Raw genomic sequence first — 18075 nt, 5'->3', positions numbered from 1 at the left:
ATGACCGCATATTCCTGTCCGGCCTGCGGGTCTCACGCGACGGGGGAAATCTACCGCCTCGAGTCGATCCCGGTGCAGTCCTGCATCCTGCTCGACGACCCGTCCGAGGCGCGTGATTTTCCGCGACGCCCCATCGAGCTGCATTTCTGCGACGATTGCGGCCTGGTGTTCAACGCGCTCTTCGACCTCGCCATGGTCGACTACGCCTCCACCACGGAGGAGAGTCAGCACTTCTCGGGGACCTTCAACCGCTTCGCCAAGGAGCTGGTGGAAGAGATCGCCGAGACCGACGAGCTCGGGGGCCGCAAGGTCCTCGAGATCGGCTGCGGCAAGGGCGATTTCCTGCAGGAACTGGTGCAGCGCACCGGGGCGCTGGGGCTCGGGGTGGATCCCGGCTTCATCCCCGAGCGCCTGCCCGGCGCCAACGGCACCGAGATCCGCTTCCAGCGCGAGTATTTCGACCCGCAGACCATCGCCGACACCCCGGATTACGTGGTCTGCCGCCACACGCTCGAGCACATCCCCGACGTCGGCCCCTTCATCGGCGACATCTCAAAGGTGATCGACGGGCGCGACGACGTGGGCATCTTCTTCGAGACCCCCGACGTCGCCCGCGTGCTCGACGAGGGCGCGTTCTGGGACATCTACTACGAGCATTGCTCCTATTTCACGCTCGGCAGCCACGCGCGGCTGTTCCGCCGCAACGGGCTCGGCGTGACGCGGACCTATCTCGCCTACGACGACCAGTACATCATCCAGTACGCCCGTCCCGGCGAGGCCCCGTCCCTGCCCGAGGAAGACGATCTCGAACGTCTCCGCAAGCTCGCCGCCGACTTCCCGGTCCGCGTCGACACTGTCCGCAAGAAGTGGAAGGAGTTCGTCGAGACCCGCCACGCCGCCGGAAAGCGGGTTGCGATCTGGGGCGGCGGCTCGAAGGGTGTGTCGTTCTGCACCACCGACGGGCTCGGCCCGATGCTGAGCCACGTGGTGGACATCAACCCCTACAAGCAGGGCAAGTACCTGCCCGGTGCGGGGCTGCGGGTATCTGCCCCCGAGGACCTCGCCGCCGAGCCGCCCGACACCGTGATCGTGATGAACCCGGTCTACCTGCCCGAGATCGGCGCCCAGCTGGCGTCGATGGGGCTCAACCCTGAACTGACGGCGGTGTGACATGAGCCTCTCGACCCATTGCCCCCTCTGCGGCGCCGATCATCCCGAAGCGGTCTACACGCTGGGTGACGTGCCGGTGATCTGCAACCAGCTCTGGCCCGACGCGGGCGCGGCCCGCACCGCGCCCTCGGGCAACGTGGAGTTGGTGGTCTGCCCCGACTGCGCCTTCATCTGGAACCGGGCCTTCGACCCGGACTGCATGGAATACGCGCCGGGCTACGAGAACGCCCTGCACTTCTCGCCGCATTTCCAGTCCTTTGCCGAGGACCTCGCGGCGGGGCTGGTGGAGCGCTTCGACCTTGCCGGCAAGCACGTGTTCGAGATCGGCTGCGGCGACGGCCACATGCTCGACCTGATGGCCGCGAACGGCGTGGCGACCGCCACCGGCTTCGACCCGTCGATGGAAGGCAAGGACACGCCCTACACCGCCCGCGACGGCGTCGAGATCGTGCCCGAGTACTTCCGCTCGGACCAGCTCGGCCGGCCCTTCGACGCGATCCTCTGCCGGCACGTGCTCGAACATCTCGACGCGCCCATGTCGCTTCTGCAGGACATCCGCCGCGCCATCGGCGAGCGCGATGTGCCGGTCTACTTCGAGGTGCCGAACGCGGGCTGGATGCTCGACGCGGTGTCGATGTGGGACGTGATCTACGAGCACGTGGGCTACTGGACGGCACCGGCAATCATCGCGCTGTTCCGCCGCGCGGGCTTTGCGCCGACCTCGGTCAGCGTGGGCTACGGCGGGCAGTTCCTGATGGTCGAGGCCCGTCCCACGGATCCCGAACCCGGCTACCTCGACCCCGGCGCCCCCGAGGTCCTGGCCGCGGCACGCGCCTTCGGTGATGCGGCCACCGGCGCGCTTGCCAGCTGGCGCGAGAAGCTCTCGGGCGTACACGGGCGCGCGGTGATCTGGGGCGCGGGTTCGAAGGGCATCACCTTCGCCAACGCGCTTGGCGCCGCCGGCGCCCCGCTCGCGGCGATGGTCGATCTCAACACCCGCAAGCACGGGCTGCTGGCCCCCGGCGTCGCCCTCCCGGTCGTCGCCCCCGGCGAGCTCGCCGAGATCGGCCCCGACCTGGTGCTGATCTCGAACGCGCTTTACGAGGCCGAGATCACCGGACAGGTCCGCAACATGGGCCTCGCACCGGAATTCGCCGTGGTGACGGGTTGAGCAGAGTTGGCCCATCCCGTCCCCCCAAAGGACACCCGCGTCCTTCCGATCTGTGCTATGCTTCAGCCCGGATCACATTTGTGACTTTTGGATTCGATCCGAGTTATTGCCGGACAGCCCACCATGTTTCTTGACCCAAAGTTCTATCTCCGCATTTTCTGGACCCGGCTGCCGATCTTCCTGGCAATGCTCTTCGCCGCGATGTTGGCAGGCTTTATCCTGATCAAGACGCTGCCGACGGTCTACAGGGCACAAGCCATCCTGTTGGTGGAGAACTCCCAGATTCCCACCACGCTTGCGACCTCGACCGTCAGCACCGACCTGACCGAACAGATCCAGATCATCCAGCAGCGCCTGATGACCCGGGAGAACCTGCTCGACCTTGCGCACAAGTTCGATCTCTACGCCGATCAGCCCGACATGCAGCCGGACGAGATCGTGGAGTCGATGCGGGACCGGATCGACATCTACCTCGCCGGTGGCCGCGGCCGTGTGACCACGGCGACGATCTCGGCCGAGGCCTCGAGCGGCGCCGCGGCGGCGGGCATTGTCAACGAGCTGGTGACCCGCGCCCTCGGTCAGGACGCAGCCTTCCGGACCGAGGTTGCCGCGGACACGCTGACCTTCTTCAAGAACGAGGTCGCCCGTCTCGGCGAAGAGCTCAGCATTTCCGACAAGCGCATCCTCGACTTCAAGAACGAGAACGTGGACGCGCTGCCCGAGACCCAGGAATACCGCCTGAGCCGCCAGTCACAACTTCAGGAACGGCTCGCCCAGACACAGCGCGAGATCAGCCAGCTGGGCGAACAGCGACGGCGGCTGGTGGATCTCTTCGAGTCCACGGGCCGCGCCGATCTCGTCCAGCAGCGCCCGCTCAGCCCCGAGGAGCAGGAACTGCGCGCCCTCCAGTCCGAACTGCGCGAGGCGCTGGCGGTGTTCAGCACCACCAATCCCAAGGTTGTCGCCCTGCAGAACCGGGTCAACCGGCTCGAGGCGGAACTCGCCGGGGCTGCCACCGAGCCCGAAGACGGCACCAACCCGCGCGAATCTGTCTTCAGGGCGCAGCTGGTCGAGATCGACAGCCAGCTGAACTCGCTCGAGACGCTGGCGGACGGGCTCGAAGTCGAGATCGGGGCTCTTCGCGAGAACATCGAACAGACGCCCTCGAACGCGATCACGCTCAATGCCATGGAGCGCGACCGGGACAACGTCCAGATTCAGTACGACACCGCGGTATCGCGGCTCTCGCAGGCCGCCACCGGCGAGCGCATCGAGGTGATGTCGAAGGGCCAGCGTCTCTCGGTCATCGAGCGGGCGGACATCCCGACCAAACCCGCCAAGCCGCGGCGCCTGATGATCGCCGCGGGCGCGGTGGCCGCAGGCCTGTTCCTTGGCGCGGCGATGGTCCTGCTGCTCGAATTCCTGCATCCGAAGATCCGGCAGCCGTCTGAACTGACCAAGAAGCTCGGCATCACGCCGCTAGGCACGCTGCCCTTCGTGGAGCCTCCCCGCAAGTCCTGGGGATGGGGACGGCGACGGTATGGTGTCGCCGCACTGGCGATGATCGTCCTGGCGCTGGTTACAGGGCTGCTGGCGGTCGACCAGCAGCTTCTGCCGCTGGAACAGCTCGCCGAAAAGATCATGGCCCACGCGAAGCTCTGAGGGGCCAATCGCCCATCGCTTCGCAACGGTGCACAAAGACAGAGAGGACACGAGATGGACAAGCTACAGGCGGCAATCGCACAGGCACGGCAGCAACGCACCGCGGGCATCGCCCCGGGCATCCGCCTTCCCACCGACAAGACACAGGCTTGGGACGCGCTCGCCTCGTTCACCCCCGACCCCAAGCATCTGGAGCGCAACCGCATCGCGGTGAACACGCGCGGCCCTGCCCGCGCCGCGCTTGACCTGCTGCGTACCCGGCTGCTCGAGCTTGCGCAGAAGAACAGCTGGAAGCGGGTGATGATCACCTCGCCGACGCCGGGCTGTGGCAAGACCACGGTGAGCGCAGGGCTGGCGCTGGCGATCCAGCGTCAGGTGGAACGTCGCAGCGTGCTCATGGACCTCGACCAGCCCCGTTCCGGGTTGGGTCGCGCCCTCGGGCTGCGCCCCGAACACGACGTGACGGAACTGCTGTCAGGCGGGGTCACCGCCGCCGAACAGATGTACCGGATCGGCGGAAACCTTGCGGTGTCGGCCAGCGCAAAGGGGCACAACCGGGATTCTGAGCTGCTCAAGTCCTCGCGCGCCCGCGATTGCATCGACGAGATCGAGCGCACGTTCGCGCCGGACATCATGCTCTTCGACTCCCCGCCCTTCTTCGTCAGCGACGATGCCATGGCGGCAGCCCACCTGATGGACTGCGTCATCATCGTCGGCGCGGCCGAGCAGACGACCATCGCCGAGATCGACGCCACCGAGCGCGAGCTGTCCCAGCACTGCAACATCGCGGGCGTCGTACTCAACAAGTGCCGCTTTGGCATCGAGCACTCGAACTACGACTATCACTGAGCGATCCGCGCACCGGAGTCGCGACAATTCCGTTGCGTCCCCCTTGGATCGTTATGAAAGACGCATTTTGACTTGAATTCATAGGTTGCCATCATGACGAAGCCATTGGTCTCTATCGGCCTGCCCGTCTGGAACGGGGAAAAATACCTCGCCTGCGCCATCACCTCGATCCTTGAGCAGAGTTTCGAGGATTTCGAGTTGCTGATCGCCGACAACGCCTCGACCGACCGCACCGCCGAGATCGCCAGAGAGTTCTGCGCCAAGGACCCCCGGGTGCGCTACGTGCGCCACGCCAGCAACATCGGCGCCGCAGGGAACTTCAACTACGTCTTTCACGAGACCACCGGGCGCTACTTCAAATGGGCAGCCTACGACGACATGCTCGCGCCGGATTTCCTGGCGGAAACCACCGCCGCGCTCGAGAATGATAGCGCGGGCCGGGCCGCGCTCGCCTATCCCCAGACACTCCTCATCGACCAGGAAGGCGCGCCGCTGGGGCTCTATGATGCCGCCATGCGCCGCGGCGGCCAGGCGCCCGCCACCCGGCTCGACGAGCTGATCGGACCCGGCGACCACACCTCGTCGCTCATCCATATGTGCTTTCCGGTCTTCGGCCTCATCCGCCGCAGCGCGCTCGAGACCAGCAGTCTGATCTCGAACTGGCCGCGTTCGGATCACCTTCTTCTGGTAGAGCTGGCGCTGAAGGGCGACTTTCTCGAGATCGAGCGGCCGCTGTTCCTGCGCCGCAGCCACGACGAGGGGTCGGTCATCTCGGCCGAGAAGACTGCCTCGAGCGGCACCGAGGTCGAGCGCAAGCTCGCCGCATGGTTCGATCCCAAGCGCGGCAAACGGTTCCCGGCGACCAATATCCGGCTCGGGCTCGGCTACCTGCGCGCAGCGCTCGTTACCCCGATGCCTGTACCGCAGCGGGCCCGTGCAACGGCGGTTGCGCTCGGCTGGATGCGACGGCACTGGCGGATCCTCGGCGGCGAGCTGAAACTCGTGCTCGCCGACCGGATCCGCCCGAGCTGAATTTCGAAGGTCCGGGTCAGGTCGCGCGCCGCGCCCTGACCCGTGCCGACAGTTGCGAGCGCTCCTCGCGCGTCAGGCAGAACAGCGCCACCGTGGCGCAATAGGCGAGCCCTCCCAAGAATCCGCAGGACAGGAACCCGGCCCAGCCGTCGGCGAGGCCAGCGTATTTCAGCGGCAACCAGATGCAGAGCCCACCAAGTGATGGAAGCAGGCCTTTCACGACCGTGTCGCGCAGGAACTCCGACCAGCGCAACCCGGTGAGCTTCAGCCCCATCGGCCAGAACACCCCGAGCTGCCAGATGATGTGCACCGCCAGAACCGCAAGCGCGACTCCGAGGAGCCCGTAGTCGGTCAGGGTCAGCACGAGGAACACCCCGGCGGCGATCGCGAGCCCGGACAACACCGCGTGCAGGAAGAAGCTCCGCAACTCGCCCAGCGCGATGACCACGCGCGACAGCAGGCCCGAGGCGTAGGCGAAGGGGAAGGTCAGGAACATGATCTGCATCACCTGACCGGTCGCCGCGTGATCCGGCCCGAGGTAGAGTGTGATAAACTCCTGCGCGTAGACGATACCGGGGGTACCGATGGCCATGCTCAACCACAGCGCATAGCGCCCGCCCCGCGCGTAAGTCTTGCCCAGCTGCGGCAGGTTGCCCTGCGCCGCCATCGCCACCATGACCGGCTGGATCGGCGCCAGCGCCATGCCCATGACGCTCGTCATGCGGCGTTCGAAGATCGTGCCGATGAAGAAGCCGTTGACCTGTTGCGGGGTGCCGAAGAGATTCAACAGGAAGATCGCCGCGCCCTGATGGATGAATAGTGCGACGCCGCCCAGCGTGGTCCAGAATCCGAAGGACAGCATGTCCCGCACTGCTGCAAGGCTGAAGCGATGCAGCGCGGGGCGAAACTCCGGCAGAATCCGCTGCGCCACGATGATGTTGATGACTGCGGCAGCCCCGGCCGTCAGGCAGGAGGCGAGCGGCACCCAAACGACGCTGGTGCTCACGCCGAAGAGGAAGGCGAAGGTCAGGCAGATCTTCAGCAGATTGAGCCCAACGTTGATCGCGTCGCGCAGGAAAAAGATCTGCCGGACCTCGTAGGCGATGGTGAAGGGCACCACGAAAACCGTGAGCGACAGCTCGATCAGCACGAGTAGCGCCATGATCTTCGCCTTGCCAAGCATCTCGGGGTCGATGCTCAGGAACCAGTCGATGTGCATGGCCCCGATGCTACCGACCAGCAGCAGCACCGCGATGAACCCCATGAGGGCGAAGACCAGAGAGGAGTGCAACCGCATCACCTCGTCCGGTCGGCCCTCGGAATAGGCGGTGATCACCGACCGGCTGAGGGCGCTGGCGTAGGACGAGATGATGAAGGGCACCAGCAGCAGGAGCATCGAAATCAGCGGGTAGATCGCGAACTCTTCGGCCGGCACGCGCGCGAGCAGATACTGGTAGAGCCAGAAGACGAAGATGACGTTGACCAACACCGTGCCAATGCCACTCGCGGAATTGACCAGCACACGCAGTTTGCGGGGGGGAACCAGTGTCATGAACTTGTCCTGTACGCTTTCTCAGTCCCGGCCCGCCGCCCACCGCATCGGGTAGGACTGTGGCCGGATCAGCGAAAGCAGGGGGAAAATCGGCAGTCGCATCAGCCAGTGCCAGCTCTGCGCCCGGACCAGAAGCCCGGTGTGCCGCAAGAGCAGCCGGTAGCCTTTCGCTGGGCGGCCGGCGACAAAGGCTTCGCGGATGGTATGCGCAGTGCATTTGCCGAGGAACCGGGCCTTGGCGTCGGCGTCCCCCGGGAGACAGGGATAGCGCCCCTCCCCCTCCGCGCGCAGCATGCGTTCGAACCCTTCGAGGACGGAGGGGAAATTCGAGGTGAGGCTGTCGCCGCGGCCAACGTGATGCACCACAAGCGGGCGCCCCCCGAGAACCATGCACGGCCCGGCGGCGGCGGCGCGGAGGAAGAGGTCGGTGTCCTCGGAACAGCGGATGTCCGTGGCGTAACCGCCAAGGCCGGCAAAGACATCGGCGCGGACCGCGACATTGCACGAGCCGTAGCGCGTGCCCGGATCCCTTTCGACCGCTTCGAGAAAGCCCGAATGGCTGCGAGCGGTCATCGGCTCGGAACCGGTCGCGAGGGTGTCGCCATCCGCGGCATCCACGGTCTTGAGGAAGATCAGCGCCGGAGCTTCCGCCGTGCGGATCGCCTCGACGAGCGCGTCCAGCGCCCCGGGCAGCCAGTAGTCGTCGCTGTCGAGAAACGCGAGGTAGCGAGCATCCGTGGCCGCGGCCCCGGTGTTTCGCGCGGCTCCCGGTCCGGCGTTGGTCTGTGTGATCACCCGCCCCCGCAGATCGGGGTTGAGCGCCAGCGCCGCGCGGGCAGCCTGGGCACTGTCATCGCTCGAGCCATCATCGACCACGACGACCTCGATCGGATTGGGACCGGCGCACTTCAGACTGGCGATGGCACGTCCGACGGTCGCGGCACGGTTATAGACGGGGATGATGATGCACAGGTCGGCTCCGCTCATAGCGGGCACTCGCGGCAGCGCACCAATGCTCCGAGCCGCCCGTCGGGGAGACCCATTTCATGAATTTCGGAGGTGAAAAGCATGGTTGGCAATTCCGGTAACACATGTCCCGTGCCGGCAACGCCGAAGCGGACCTTGCGGGCCATCCGGACACTCGGGATCTACAAAATGAACTTTCGCCGAAGCGATATCAGGCAAAACAAAGCAACGACTCCGATGTGCGGGATCGCTCCGAAACGCTACGCGAGGAGCCCGGACCCGTCAATGTTTTATGGTCTTTCCGGCCTTCGCAGGGCGTCTGGACAATGAAGATGCCGCGCTTTGCGAGGCGGCCCAGGTCCAGCATTTGGAGGTGTATTCCGACAGAGACGAAACGAGGGCGGCTCGCTAACGCGAACCGCCCCCGCTGAAAACTCTGTTGTGCCCCTGCTCCGTCGATCCTTCGATAGAGCAGGGGATCCTGTTGGCAAGCTCAGCCCAGGATGTCGTCCCAGAACAGCAGGCTCTGCGACGAGTCCGCAAGCTCGGCGTTGAGCACCAGCATGTCGGCCTCTGCAGCCACGTCGACCGTGTCGAGCACGCTGAGTTCGTCCGGGGTCATCGCCGAATTGAAGATCATTACGTCGGTGATCGACCCGTCGAAGACGTCGGCGAACCCGGCAGTCCCCTGCCGGCTGGCCCAGCCATTGGCGCCAACCTGAATGAAGTTGCCATTGTTTTCCCAGCTCGCGTCGAAGTCGGCCTGATCGACGATTTCGCCATCCATGGCGAGAGTGACGACGCTGCCATTGAACGTCATCTGCACCGAATGTTCGACACCCTCCGTGACCGACGTGGACAGCGTCTTGCTGCCTTCGTCGTTCTGGAAACGTGCGTAGAGATTGCCGTTCTCAATGTAGCTCGTGAAGTGATCGCCGTTTCCGGAGGCGTCACGGCTCACCAACCCGCCCGGGTTCCACACCTGGTCCGCCTCGAAGGTGAAGGCGATGGTGGCCTCGGTCAGGTCAAGGACGTCGCCCGGATCGAACTCGGTCACATCTGCCGGCTTCGAGATGTCTCCACCCTCCAGGTAGTACAGCATGTCGTCGAGCAGCGGCGGCGTCGCCCCACCTTCCAGCGAGTCGTCCACTCCGTCCGTAGCGGTTCCGAACGTGACCTCGCCGATCCGCCCGTCAAAGACGTTCGTGAAGCCCGACGCACCGTCCGCACTCGCCCAGCCGAGCGCGCCGACCTGGGTGTACTGGCCGCTCGCCGTCAGGTCCGCGACGAAGTCGCTTTCCGCCACGAGAGCGCCGTCCACGAAGAGGTCGATGCCGTCGCTGCCGTAATCGATCGACACGTCGTAGAGCGTGCCCGCTGCGACGTCGGCTTTCAGGACGGATTCGCCATCGTCGGTCTGGAAGCGGATGTTCAGGTCGCCGTTCTCGATATAGGCGCTGAAGTGATCACCGTTGCCGTAAGCGTCCTGCGAAAGCAGGCCGTAGCGGCCCGAGACGGTGTCGGCCTCGAAGCTGAAGCTGATCGTGCCTTCCGCCGCGTTGAAGCCGTGGTCCGGCGCCCATTCGATGACGTCCCCCGCACTGGACATGTCGACCATGCCAGGGACCAGCGTGACCTCCGTAGCGTCGACAGGTTCTTCGGTTGGGGTCTCAACCGGCTCTTCGGTCGGGGTCTCGACCGGCTCTTTTGTCGGCTCTTCGGTAGGGGTCTCCGTCGGCTCTTCCGTCGGGGTCTCGACCGCCGGTTCTTCCGAACCTTCGAGCATCGCATCAAGTTCTGCCGCGGTCATCGCGGTGTCCGTGATGGTGACCTCGCCGATGCTGCCATCGAGGATGTCGGTGAAGCCCGCCGAGCCGGATTCGCTGGCCCAGCCGTTCGCACCGATCTGGAGGTACTGGCCATTGCCCTCGAGGCTTGCGGCGTTTCCGCTCGAAGCAACTTGCTCGCCGTTCAGGAACAGGATGATGCCGTCCGGCCCGAAGCAGGTTGTGACCTCGTAGTCGGTCCCGGCCTCGATGCCGCTGAACGTCAGCGTCGTGTCAACACCGGCGTCCTGGAAGCGGACGCATAGTGTTCCGTTCTGGATGTAGGAGGTGAAATGCGCGCCATCGCCATAGGCGTCACGCGACACCAGACCGCTGCGCCCCGAAACCGTATCCGCGTTGAAGCTGAAGCGGATCGTCCCCTCGGCGACGTCCCAGCCTGCGTCGGGCGCCATCTCAATCACGTCGCCAGCGCCGTTGATCTGGTGCATCCCGGCCGAGGCAAGAACGACACTCGCATCGGTCGGGGTGGCGGGCTCTTGCACACCGGGTTCTTCGACGTTCGGCGTTTCTGCGGGTTTTTCCGCACCGGGCTCTTCGACGGTGGGCTCTTCGACAGTCGGCTCCTCGACAGTCGGCTCTTCGACGGTGGGCTCTTCGACAGTCGGCTCCTCGACAGTCGGCTCCTCGACGACGGGCTCTTCGGTTCCGCCTTCAAAGGGCGTCCAGCCGTTCTCGAGCAGGTAGAGGAGACGCTCCTGAGCACCGTAGCCGGAGCCGAAATCGATGGCGGAACCGGAGACGGGAACGTAGTCCTGCCAGTCGAGACCGTCACCCGAGAGGATCTTGCCGAAATAGTCCGCCGCACCGGAACTGATCGAATAGACGTAGTTGTCGCCGACAATCGCGTTGCCCTGGTTAAGGATTCCCGCGGCCACGTTTCCGTCGACGACAACGCCGCTCGTGGTCGAGTTGACACGAATGATGCCGCCGCCGCCGCCGGGCCAAGGCAGGACGGTGTTGTTGAGCACTTCGATGCCGCCCGAGGAGTTGGCAACGATGATCGTGTTCGGTGTCCCGCCCATGATCAGGTTTTCCTCGATCAGGATGTTGTAGCCGCCGATGGCGAGCGGCTGCATCCAGAGAGAACTGTCGCCGGTCGACGGATCGTCGTAGATCAGGTTGCCCCGGATCGCGATGTCATGCGGCCAGTCCGCGCCGCGGGCGAGGAACTGGATCCCGTCGGCATGAGTGTAGGTGCCGTCAGGGTATTTTTGGGGCGCCGCGTCCTCGAGCGTGTTGTTCTCGATGGTTCCGTTGAACGTTTTCCCCACGATCCGGACGAGGTCATCGTTGATGCCCCCCGGCACACGACCGATAATGTTGTCGGAAAGATCGAACGTATCAACCGTATCGATTTGAATGCTGCCCGGAACGTCATTGCCTTTCAGCGTGATATCCTGACTGTAGCGCACATCAGACCAGGATCCGAGTTTCGAGTTCACGATCGCAACGTGCTGCGCATCGGATACGACCAGGCGACCGGTCAACGAAACACCGTCGAAGGTCAGATTGCTTCCCGTGACCGAGAGGCTTCCGAACGCGGCACCAAGCGGGTTTGCCGCGGTAATCGTCACGTTCGACGGGAAGTCCGTCGCGATCGTCATGTTCCCGTAGTTGCCGTCTGCCAGGACGATGGTGTCACCAGATGAGACCTCGCTCAGGGCTTGGGCGAGCTGGGCACTGGTGCCCACGGTTATGGTTGCCATACTTCTTGCTCCATTCGTAATGGCCGAATCCGTCCCTACGGATTCAGAGTGTCACTGCCCCACGCCCGCAAAAGACCAGCGCCCGGTGAGAACCGGTCCTTTTGTCAGGACTAAAAAAACGGGGCTGAAAATCGTACCGGCACGAGCCCAATAACGATCGAGCTACGCGCCTACGGATACCAAAGGTATTGGTCACTCACTGAGGGCCACACAGTGGCCACCTTCTCAATGTCTCACGAAAGACTTAAGACTTGGTGACCACTCCTAGCACCGGCTCACGAACCTCGCAATTTGGCCTAAAGTCGGCGGCATATTCACGCCGAGATCGGTATGCGCAGCACACCGTTTTTCCGCCGAAATTGCGGCCCCCGGCCCCTGCGCATAGATACGGGCTAGGTACGATGCCCATCATGTCCGAACTGCGCCGTCCTCGGTCAATCTTGGAAGCGATTGGAAACACATCCATTTGTATGCATACTAGGACCCGATGCTGCGGGCATGCCCGACCACCGCAGCGCGGCACGTTCTGGTCAAGGTCGAAAACTGATCAGCAACGCACAAATCACAACACTCGGCAAGTTTTCGCCGCAGCGCAGCTATACTTTGAGGCGCAACACTGGACCACGCCTAAGTAGATGAGACGTCGGGCAAAAAGCTGACGTTACGACAGATTCCTCTGGCAATGAGGTGGTCGCGATTGCCCGGACAGGTTTGCTGCGCTGCTAAGCTTGCCTGGTGACCCTGCTGCCGCCTGAAGGTCAGGGCCCTGATGGGCCTCGACCGGTGTCCAGCCCCCGAGAGCTGAATGCGGTCTGACCATGTTGTACACCTCAATCACAGACCACCCACGGGACGTAGGAGCGCGAGGTGCTCTGCCCTTGGCCCCCCTGGACTGGGCGAGCTGTTCACGAACACGACGTGATCTCGAAGGCAGGCTGGGCTGCGTTTCGCTGTAGCCTGAGCGGTATGTCGTCGGACCGACGGCTGGAGGTTCCCGTCTGGATGTTCGATCGGGCGGCCTGTCAGTGCTGGCACGTCGGGGCGACGCCGGTTGCCTCAGTGGCGGCTTTGCGAGTTCTGGCGGCATTGCTGCACGATGCGGCTGGCGTTCGTGATGGCGCATCGCAAATGCCAGATTCGAGCGCAGCATCGAGCTCCCAACAGGCGATTCCGGGAGATGCCGATGCCACGCCGGCCAGCACCACAACAGCTCGAGGTATTCACTCGGCCCAGCGACGCCGATCCGGTCCCGGCGCCGCACTGGCAGACGTTGCCGGAGGAGGCGCGGGTGACGCTGACCGAACTGATGACCCGCCTGATCCTCGACCACGCCGCCGGCGCTCAGGCACCTCGCCGGACGGAAGCACGACATGAAGCATGAAATGATCAGTTCGCACCACCTGGAGCGCAAGGCGATCCTCTACATGCGACAGTCCACCGCCCACCAGGTGCTGCACAACCGCGAGAGCGGCGCTCTGCAATATGCGATGCGCGACCGGCTGGCGACGCTCGGCTGGTCCTGCATCGAGACGATCGACGACGACCTTGGCCGGTCCGCAGCGGACGGCGTTGCGCGGGCGGGCTTCGACCGGATGGTCGCCGAGGTCAGCCTGGGCAAGGTCGGTGCGGTCGCGGCGCGGGACGTGTCGCGCTTTGCGCGCAACAGCCGCGACTGGCAGCAGCTGATCGAGATGACCCGGCTCGGGTCACATCCGTCAAGCCGGTGTAATGTCCCGGATCGCCTGAGGGCATTATCAGGCGACTTTCGTTGTGATGCTGAGAATGGGGTCGAGTTCCTCCTTGTCGATCCGGGCGAAGGCCCCGACCATCCTGTAGCGGCTTGCCGTCTGCCACTCGTCATTCTGTTCGAAGAGCACCGCGCCGATCAGGCGCATGATTGAGGCCTCGTTGGGGAGTGAGGGCGTGACTGCAACCGATCCGAAGGAAAGCCGGAACGCCCACGACATCGGCGCGACGCTTCACCTCTTTAGTAAACCTTTCCAATGTGTTGGTCGAGTGCAGCTTCGTCCGGTGCTGGCGAGGAGTTGACATGTAGACCAGCCCCTGTTGCACAAATCGGCTGATGATCAGGCTCCCCCCTTTCCCCGGACGGAATTATCCCACGGCCACAGGAACGGGTATGCCGAACGCGGTGTAACCGTTCATGACGGCGATTCTTACTTGGACTTCCGCAACCTGACGGTCGCAATCCCGGGCCATGAGGCGTTGGCCCAGCAGTTTCATACAGTGCATCCACTGACCGGCAGGGTATTTCCGAAGGAAATGTCCCGAGAGGTTTCGTCTCGACGCGGCTTCGGCGGTGGTATCCGGTCCATCCACTGCCCGGCAGGCGCATCCGCAGGATGCTGCCGAGAGGGGTCGCCAGATGGCGCGACCGAGGTATTTCGATGCGCGCAGTGCCTCGTTTCGTGCGACCGCGCCAGCGGTTACAGTCTTCCATGGCCTGGCGTTCCTGCGGGGGTGAAGGGCGGCCTGGAATTGATCCGGTGGATCAATTCAGCCCTGAACGGGCGGAGCCCTGGGAGGTTCACGGCATGCTCACCACGGTCGGCGAGAGCGTCGTGGCACTTGCGCGTGTCATAGGCACCGTCGGCGGCGACGCTGCCGATCTGCTCATCCGCCGGGATCTGGCCGAGCAGATCGGGCAGAACAGGTGCGTCGCCGATATGGTTTCCTGTGATTTCAACGGCTCGGACGTCCAGTGTTTGCTCGTCAATCCCGAGATGGATCTTGCGCCAGACCCGCCGCTTGGGACCGCCATGCTTGCGGGCGTTCCACTCGCCTTCGCCATCAATCCTGATTCCGGTCCATCCGCTGCCTCGCAGGGCATTGCGCAGCACTGTCCCGAGAGGGATCAACAGGTGCAGCGGCCCCCTGGAGCCGCGATGGGGGATGTTCACGGCAAGGGTCTGTTGCCGGCCACGCCTGCCAGTCGGCGTGGCATCCCAAGTCATCTCGGGGTCAAACCAACCTCTCGTGACATTGCTGCGCAATGCACTGCCGGTCAACGGATCGTCAGAGAGCCACGGCGCTTGAGCGCATCATTGTAAGCTGGGCAGTTCCTGGTCTTGTAGGCTGGGGGTGTAGGTTGGCTCATGGAACCCAGCTAGCATACTCGATTCACAAGATGAATCGCTCACGCGATTCGTGCAAAAGAGCCCTCTTAAACGGTAAGCACCGAGCGCCGCCGAAGCAGCGCCAGTGACGGAGCTTCGACAAGGTGCCACGACAGGATGGCGAACATGAGAGTGATCGGCAGAGACAATAGGATGTTCATCCCGGGTGTCATGGGACCGAACAGCCAAATCATCAGACCCTGCAATGGGAAAGCATAGATATATATGCCGTATGAATAGTCCCCGATCCGGTTGTATGCGAGAAGAGGCCCCCGCGGCACATAGGCCAACAAGAAAACCGTGTAGGCCAAGGCTGCGGTCTGCAAAAGTGAAGCTATGGCGGAACCGGCGAATACATAGGCCCCCCCCCATAGCCCGGAGGCTGCCCAAACCGTCATTCGAAGCCGGTCGCGAAGAAAGAAGAACAGAACCCCAATCGCAAATGGCTGCGACAACCTGTGCAAGGCGTCAATCTTTGCATGCAATCCCTGTCCGAAAACCGCATATGCTGTCCACGCTACGGCATAGAGACCGAGTGCTGCCGCCATCTTACGTTGATTCCGAAAGGCGCCCAGAAGACCGATCGCCAGAACCCCCATGTAGCAGACAACTTCATGAACGAGTGTCCAGATTGACCCTTCGACGGTTGGATAGGGATTGGTCTCGAACACTCCGGGCAGAGTGTAAAGGGGCGAAACCAAGGCCATGTTTCTGATCATGAACCAACTCAGGTCCGGATCATTCAGATAGGTTGCCAGCGGCAGCGTCGTGACGAGTGGCCCCATGACGAAAGCGACAAGCAGAAGCGACACAAACAGGCCGGGAAAGAGGCGAAGGCTGCGCGCGGACAGAAAGGCGCCTGCATCTGGTCGACGAGAAAAGCTTGCCGCGATCAAGAAACCCGAGATCACGAAGAACACGTCGACTGCCCATGTTCCGAGAGATCGGCCCGTGAGACCTGAGAGAGGCTCGGGGGTTTCCCCTCCCAGCGCAATCGGCCATGCATGTGAGACAAGGACAGCGGTTGCGGCGATTGCACGGATCAGGTTCAGGTTGTTGTCGCGCCCTTGCGCCAGATCACCCAGAACCATCGCCGATGCCTCCATTGCGATGCTCAATGTACATTTTGCAAACCTTGCTAAATCTAATGGTAAGGGTATAGCCGACATCAACCGACTTTCCTAAGGTGGTCTGCAGTCTGTCACCAAAATTGGCCGATCTTGTCCTCCGGACAAGCGTCTTTGCAACGAGTTCCGTCTGCGGTCGAGCCAAAAGCTGGAAGTTGGCGTATCACGCCGCGAATCGGCAGCGTTCGCCCAGAAGACACGGCGACCGGCGAAATCCGGGCGTTGGAATTCACATCTAGCCGCGAGGGCCCCTCTCGTGGTTGTGCTGCGCAAACCACTGTCGGGCAGTGGACAGGCCCTTGCACCCTGATCTTCTGGACCAGATCCCGGAAGGCGAGGACATCGGCACCGTTGCCGGTGATGGCGCCTTCAACACCCGCCGTTGCCATGCGGCGATCCTCGCGCGCGGTGGCACAGGGGCTCAGCATTCCTTCGGACCGGGGGGCAGTCATGCCGCCGCTCTGATCCGCAGAAATCGCCGCCTCTGGAAAGAATATTGCCCCGCCGCCTTGGTCCGCCACGATATCCTGAGGGCAACCCGGCGCCTCGTCCGGGCGATCTGGAAAAGGTGGTCCCGCTGTCATGTCCGCAGCCGGGTCGAGGCCCGGATGAGGACCCCGAAATCCTTCGGCCAGCGGATCACCTCGAGGGCCTCCGGCAGCCGAGATCGAACGCGTGGCCTGACCTCAGCTGGGAAAGGGCCATCATGTCCCGATGCCGACTTCTGCCCCAATGCCGCGTGCACCCATCAAACGTTGCGACGAAGACCCGGTAATGCTAAGAATTCAGACAAGTCCGATTTTTCTTACACACTGCATTTGAACGCTCAGCTCATCAGGATCACGGATGTCTATTTCCACCCACCAGCCAGACAAAAGAATAAATGTCGTTTACGCATGTGACAACATACAAGCCCTTCCGCTCGGCGTTTCAATTGCATCCGCCCTTGAAAACAGAGCCGAAGGGACTCCGATAAATATCCACGTCCTCTCATATCGTATCAGCCGATCCAACAGAAAGAGCATCGCGTCACAATTTGATGGAAGGGACGACACGCTCTGTTGGCACGAAATCACCGGAGAAAACCGGAAGCTTCTGGAAGACCTCTTTACATCCTCCAATCGACCCTATCCTCCCGCGGCCTATGCCAGGCTCCTGATTTCTGAAGTTATCCCGAATATCGACAGAGCGATCTATCTGGACACGGACATCATCGTAGCGACCGACCTGTCCCCTCTCTGGAACACGCCGTTCGACGGAGCGGGACTGCTTGCGATCCAGGACCTTCCCACCTCGAACGACCACATCAAGAGACTGAGAGCGTTGCTGTCACCGGAGGACATCTCCCGTTACGGCATCGAAGATGGCGACAGTTATTTCCAGTCGGGCGTGCTGGTGTTCGACATGAAAGAATTCACCAAGACCCGTGCATCCGAGCTGATTGAATGCCTCAGAAACTATCCAGATCTGACCTTTCCCGACAATGACGCGCTCAACATCGTCTTTCACGATAGCTTCAAACTCGTCGATCCGAGATGGAACCAGATGGCATCGGTGTTCAAGCTGGATGCAGCGCGGGACACCCCCTACTCGGCCGAGGTCTTTCAGGCGCTTTTGCAGGACCCTTATATCATACACTATTCGGGCCGCCCCAAACCGTGGGAGGATGGCTGCACCCACCCATATCTGGACCGCTGGGTCGAGGCGCTCAAAAACTCGGCCTGGAATAGCTGGAAACCGAGTCGCCTGAATCGTGCAATCGATCGCATCCCACGCATTCAGCGCGTGTTGGCCAAGCGCTTTCGCCGCTTCGTTTCCCAACATGTATGACGCCAGCATGCGCGCCTCTCGCGGCA

11 protein-coding genes and 3 pseudogenes are annotated in these 18075 nt (G+C 63.1%); 8 read left to right on the top strand and 6 right to left on the bottom strand.

Annotation, left to right across the window (positions count from 1 at the left end):
• The 5 genes from BLQ77_RS08525 (at position 1) to BLQ77_RS08505 (ending at position 5884) form a co-directional block, all read left to right on the top strand.
• Positions 1-1170 (top strand): class I SAM-dependent methyltransferase, encoded by a 1170-nt coding sequence (locus BLQ77_RS08525; protein WP_089957901.1) that lies wholly within the window; start codon positions 1-3, stop codon positions 1168-1170.
• Position 1171: 1 nt separating this feature from the next.
• The gene (locus BLQ77_RS08520) at positions 1172-2341 is read left to right on the top strand and encodes a class I SAM-dependent methyltransferase (protein ID WP_089957898.1); all 1170 of its coding nucleotides are present in this window, start codon (positions 1172-1174) and stop codon (positions 2339-2341) included.
• 123 nt (positions 2342-2464) lie between these two features.
• A complete protein-coding gene (locus tag BLQ77_RS08515) occupies positions 2465-4003 on the top strand; it encodes a GumC family protein (protein ID WP_008886687.1) in 1539 nt (512 codons plus the stop codon).
• A 54-nt stretch (positions 4004-4057) separates the two neighbouring features.
• Complete coding sequence (locus BLQ77_RS08510) at positions 4058-4852, top strand: CpsD/CapB family tyrosine-protein kinase (protein WP_089957895.1); 795 nt, start codon at positions 4058-4060, stop codon at positions 4850-4852.
• Positions 4853-4945: 93 nt separating this feature from the next.
• The gene (locus BLQ77_RS08505) at positions 4946-5884 is read left to right on the top strand and encodes a glycosyltransferase family 2 protein (protein WP_089957892.1); all 939 of its coding nucleotides are present in this window, start codon (positions 4946-4948) and stop codon (positions 5882-5884) included.
• Between the two features lie 16 nt (positions 5885-5900).
• On the opposite strand, the gene BLQ77_RS08500 is transcribed toward BLQ77_RS08505, so the two are convergent.
• The 3 genes from BLQ77_RS08500 to BLQ77_RS08490 form a co-directional block, all read right to left on the bottom strand.
• The gene (locus tag BLQ77_RS08500; RefSeq protein WP_089957890.1) at positions 5901-7436 is read right to left on the bottom strand and encodes an MATE family efflux transporter; all 1536 of its coding nucleotides are present in this window, start codon (positions 7434-7436) and stop codon (positions 5901-5903) included.
• 21 nt (positions 7437-7457) lie between these two features.
• The gene (locus BLQ77_RS08495) at positions 7458-8423 is read right to left on the bottom strand and encodes a glycosyltransferase family 2 protein (protein ID WP_089957887.1); all 966 of its coding nucleotides are present in this window, start codon (positions 8421-8423) and stop codon (positions 7458-7460) included.
• Between the two features lie 472 nt (positions 8424-8895).
• On the bottom strand, positions 8896-11955 hold the full coding sequence (locus BLQ77_RS08490) for a LamG-like jellyroll fold domain-containing protein (protein ID WP_089957885.1): 3060 nt from the start codon (positions 11953-11955) through the stop codon (positions 8896-8898).
• A 1370-nt stretch (positions 11956-13325) separates the two neighbouring features.
• Between BLQ77_RS08490 and BLQ77_RS29290 the strand changes: the two genes are divergently transcribed.
• Positions 13326-13856: a recombinase family protein gene (locus tag BLQ77_RS29290; protein WP_242661663.1), complete on the top strand. Its 531-nt coding sequence runs from the start codon at positions 13326-13328 to the stop codon at positions 13854-13856.
• Here the strand turns inward: BLQ77_RS29290 and BLQ77_RS29285 are convergent.
• The 3 genes and pseudogenes from BLQ77_RS29285 to BLQ77_RS08465 all read right to left on the bottom strand — a co-directional run.
• A pseudogene (locus tag BLQ77_RS29285) lies at positions 13755-14016 on the bottom strand (transposase); the annotation flags it as partial. The gene BLQ77_RS29290 and the pseudogene BLQ77_RS29285 overlap by 102 nt on opposite strands.
• 54 nt (positions 14017-14070) lie before the next feature.
• A pseudogene (locus BLQ77_RS08470) lies at positions 14071-15073 on the bottom strand (transposase).
• Positions 15074-15139: 66 nt separating this feature from the next.
• The gene (locus tag BLQ77_RS08465) at positions 15140-16198 is read right to left on the bottom strand and encodes an acyltransferase family protein (protein WP_089957879.1); all 1059 of its coding nucleotides are present in this window, start codon (positions 16196-16198) and stop codon (positions 15140-15142) included.
• Between the two features lie 216 nt (positions 16199-16414).
• On the opposite strand from BLQ77_RS08465, the pseudogene BLQ77_RS08460 reads away from it, so the two are divergent.
• Positions 16415-16869 (top strand): annotated as a pseudogene (locus tag BLQ77_RS08460) (transposase); the annotation flags it as partial.
• A gap of 196 nt (positions 16870-17065) precedes the next feature.
• Positions 17066-18049 (top strand): glycosyltransferase family 8 protein, encoded by a 984-nt coding sequence (locus tag BLQ77_RS08455; RefSeq protein ID WP_089957876.1) that lies wholly within the window; start codon positions 17066-17068, stop codon positions 18047-18049.
• Positions 18050-18075 lie beyond the last annotated feature (26 nt).

Origin of the sequence: Salipiger thiooxidans (genome assembly GCF_900102075.1) — a bacterium.
GTDB classification, from domain to species: Bacteria; Pseudomonadota; Alphaproteobacteria; order Rhodobacterales; family Rhodobacteraceae; genus Salipiger; species Salipiger thiooxidans.
The sequence above is the reverse complement of the archived record's forward strand: the minus strand, read 5'-3'. Positions and strand labels throughout refer to the sequence as shown.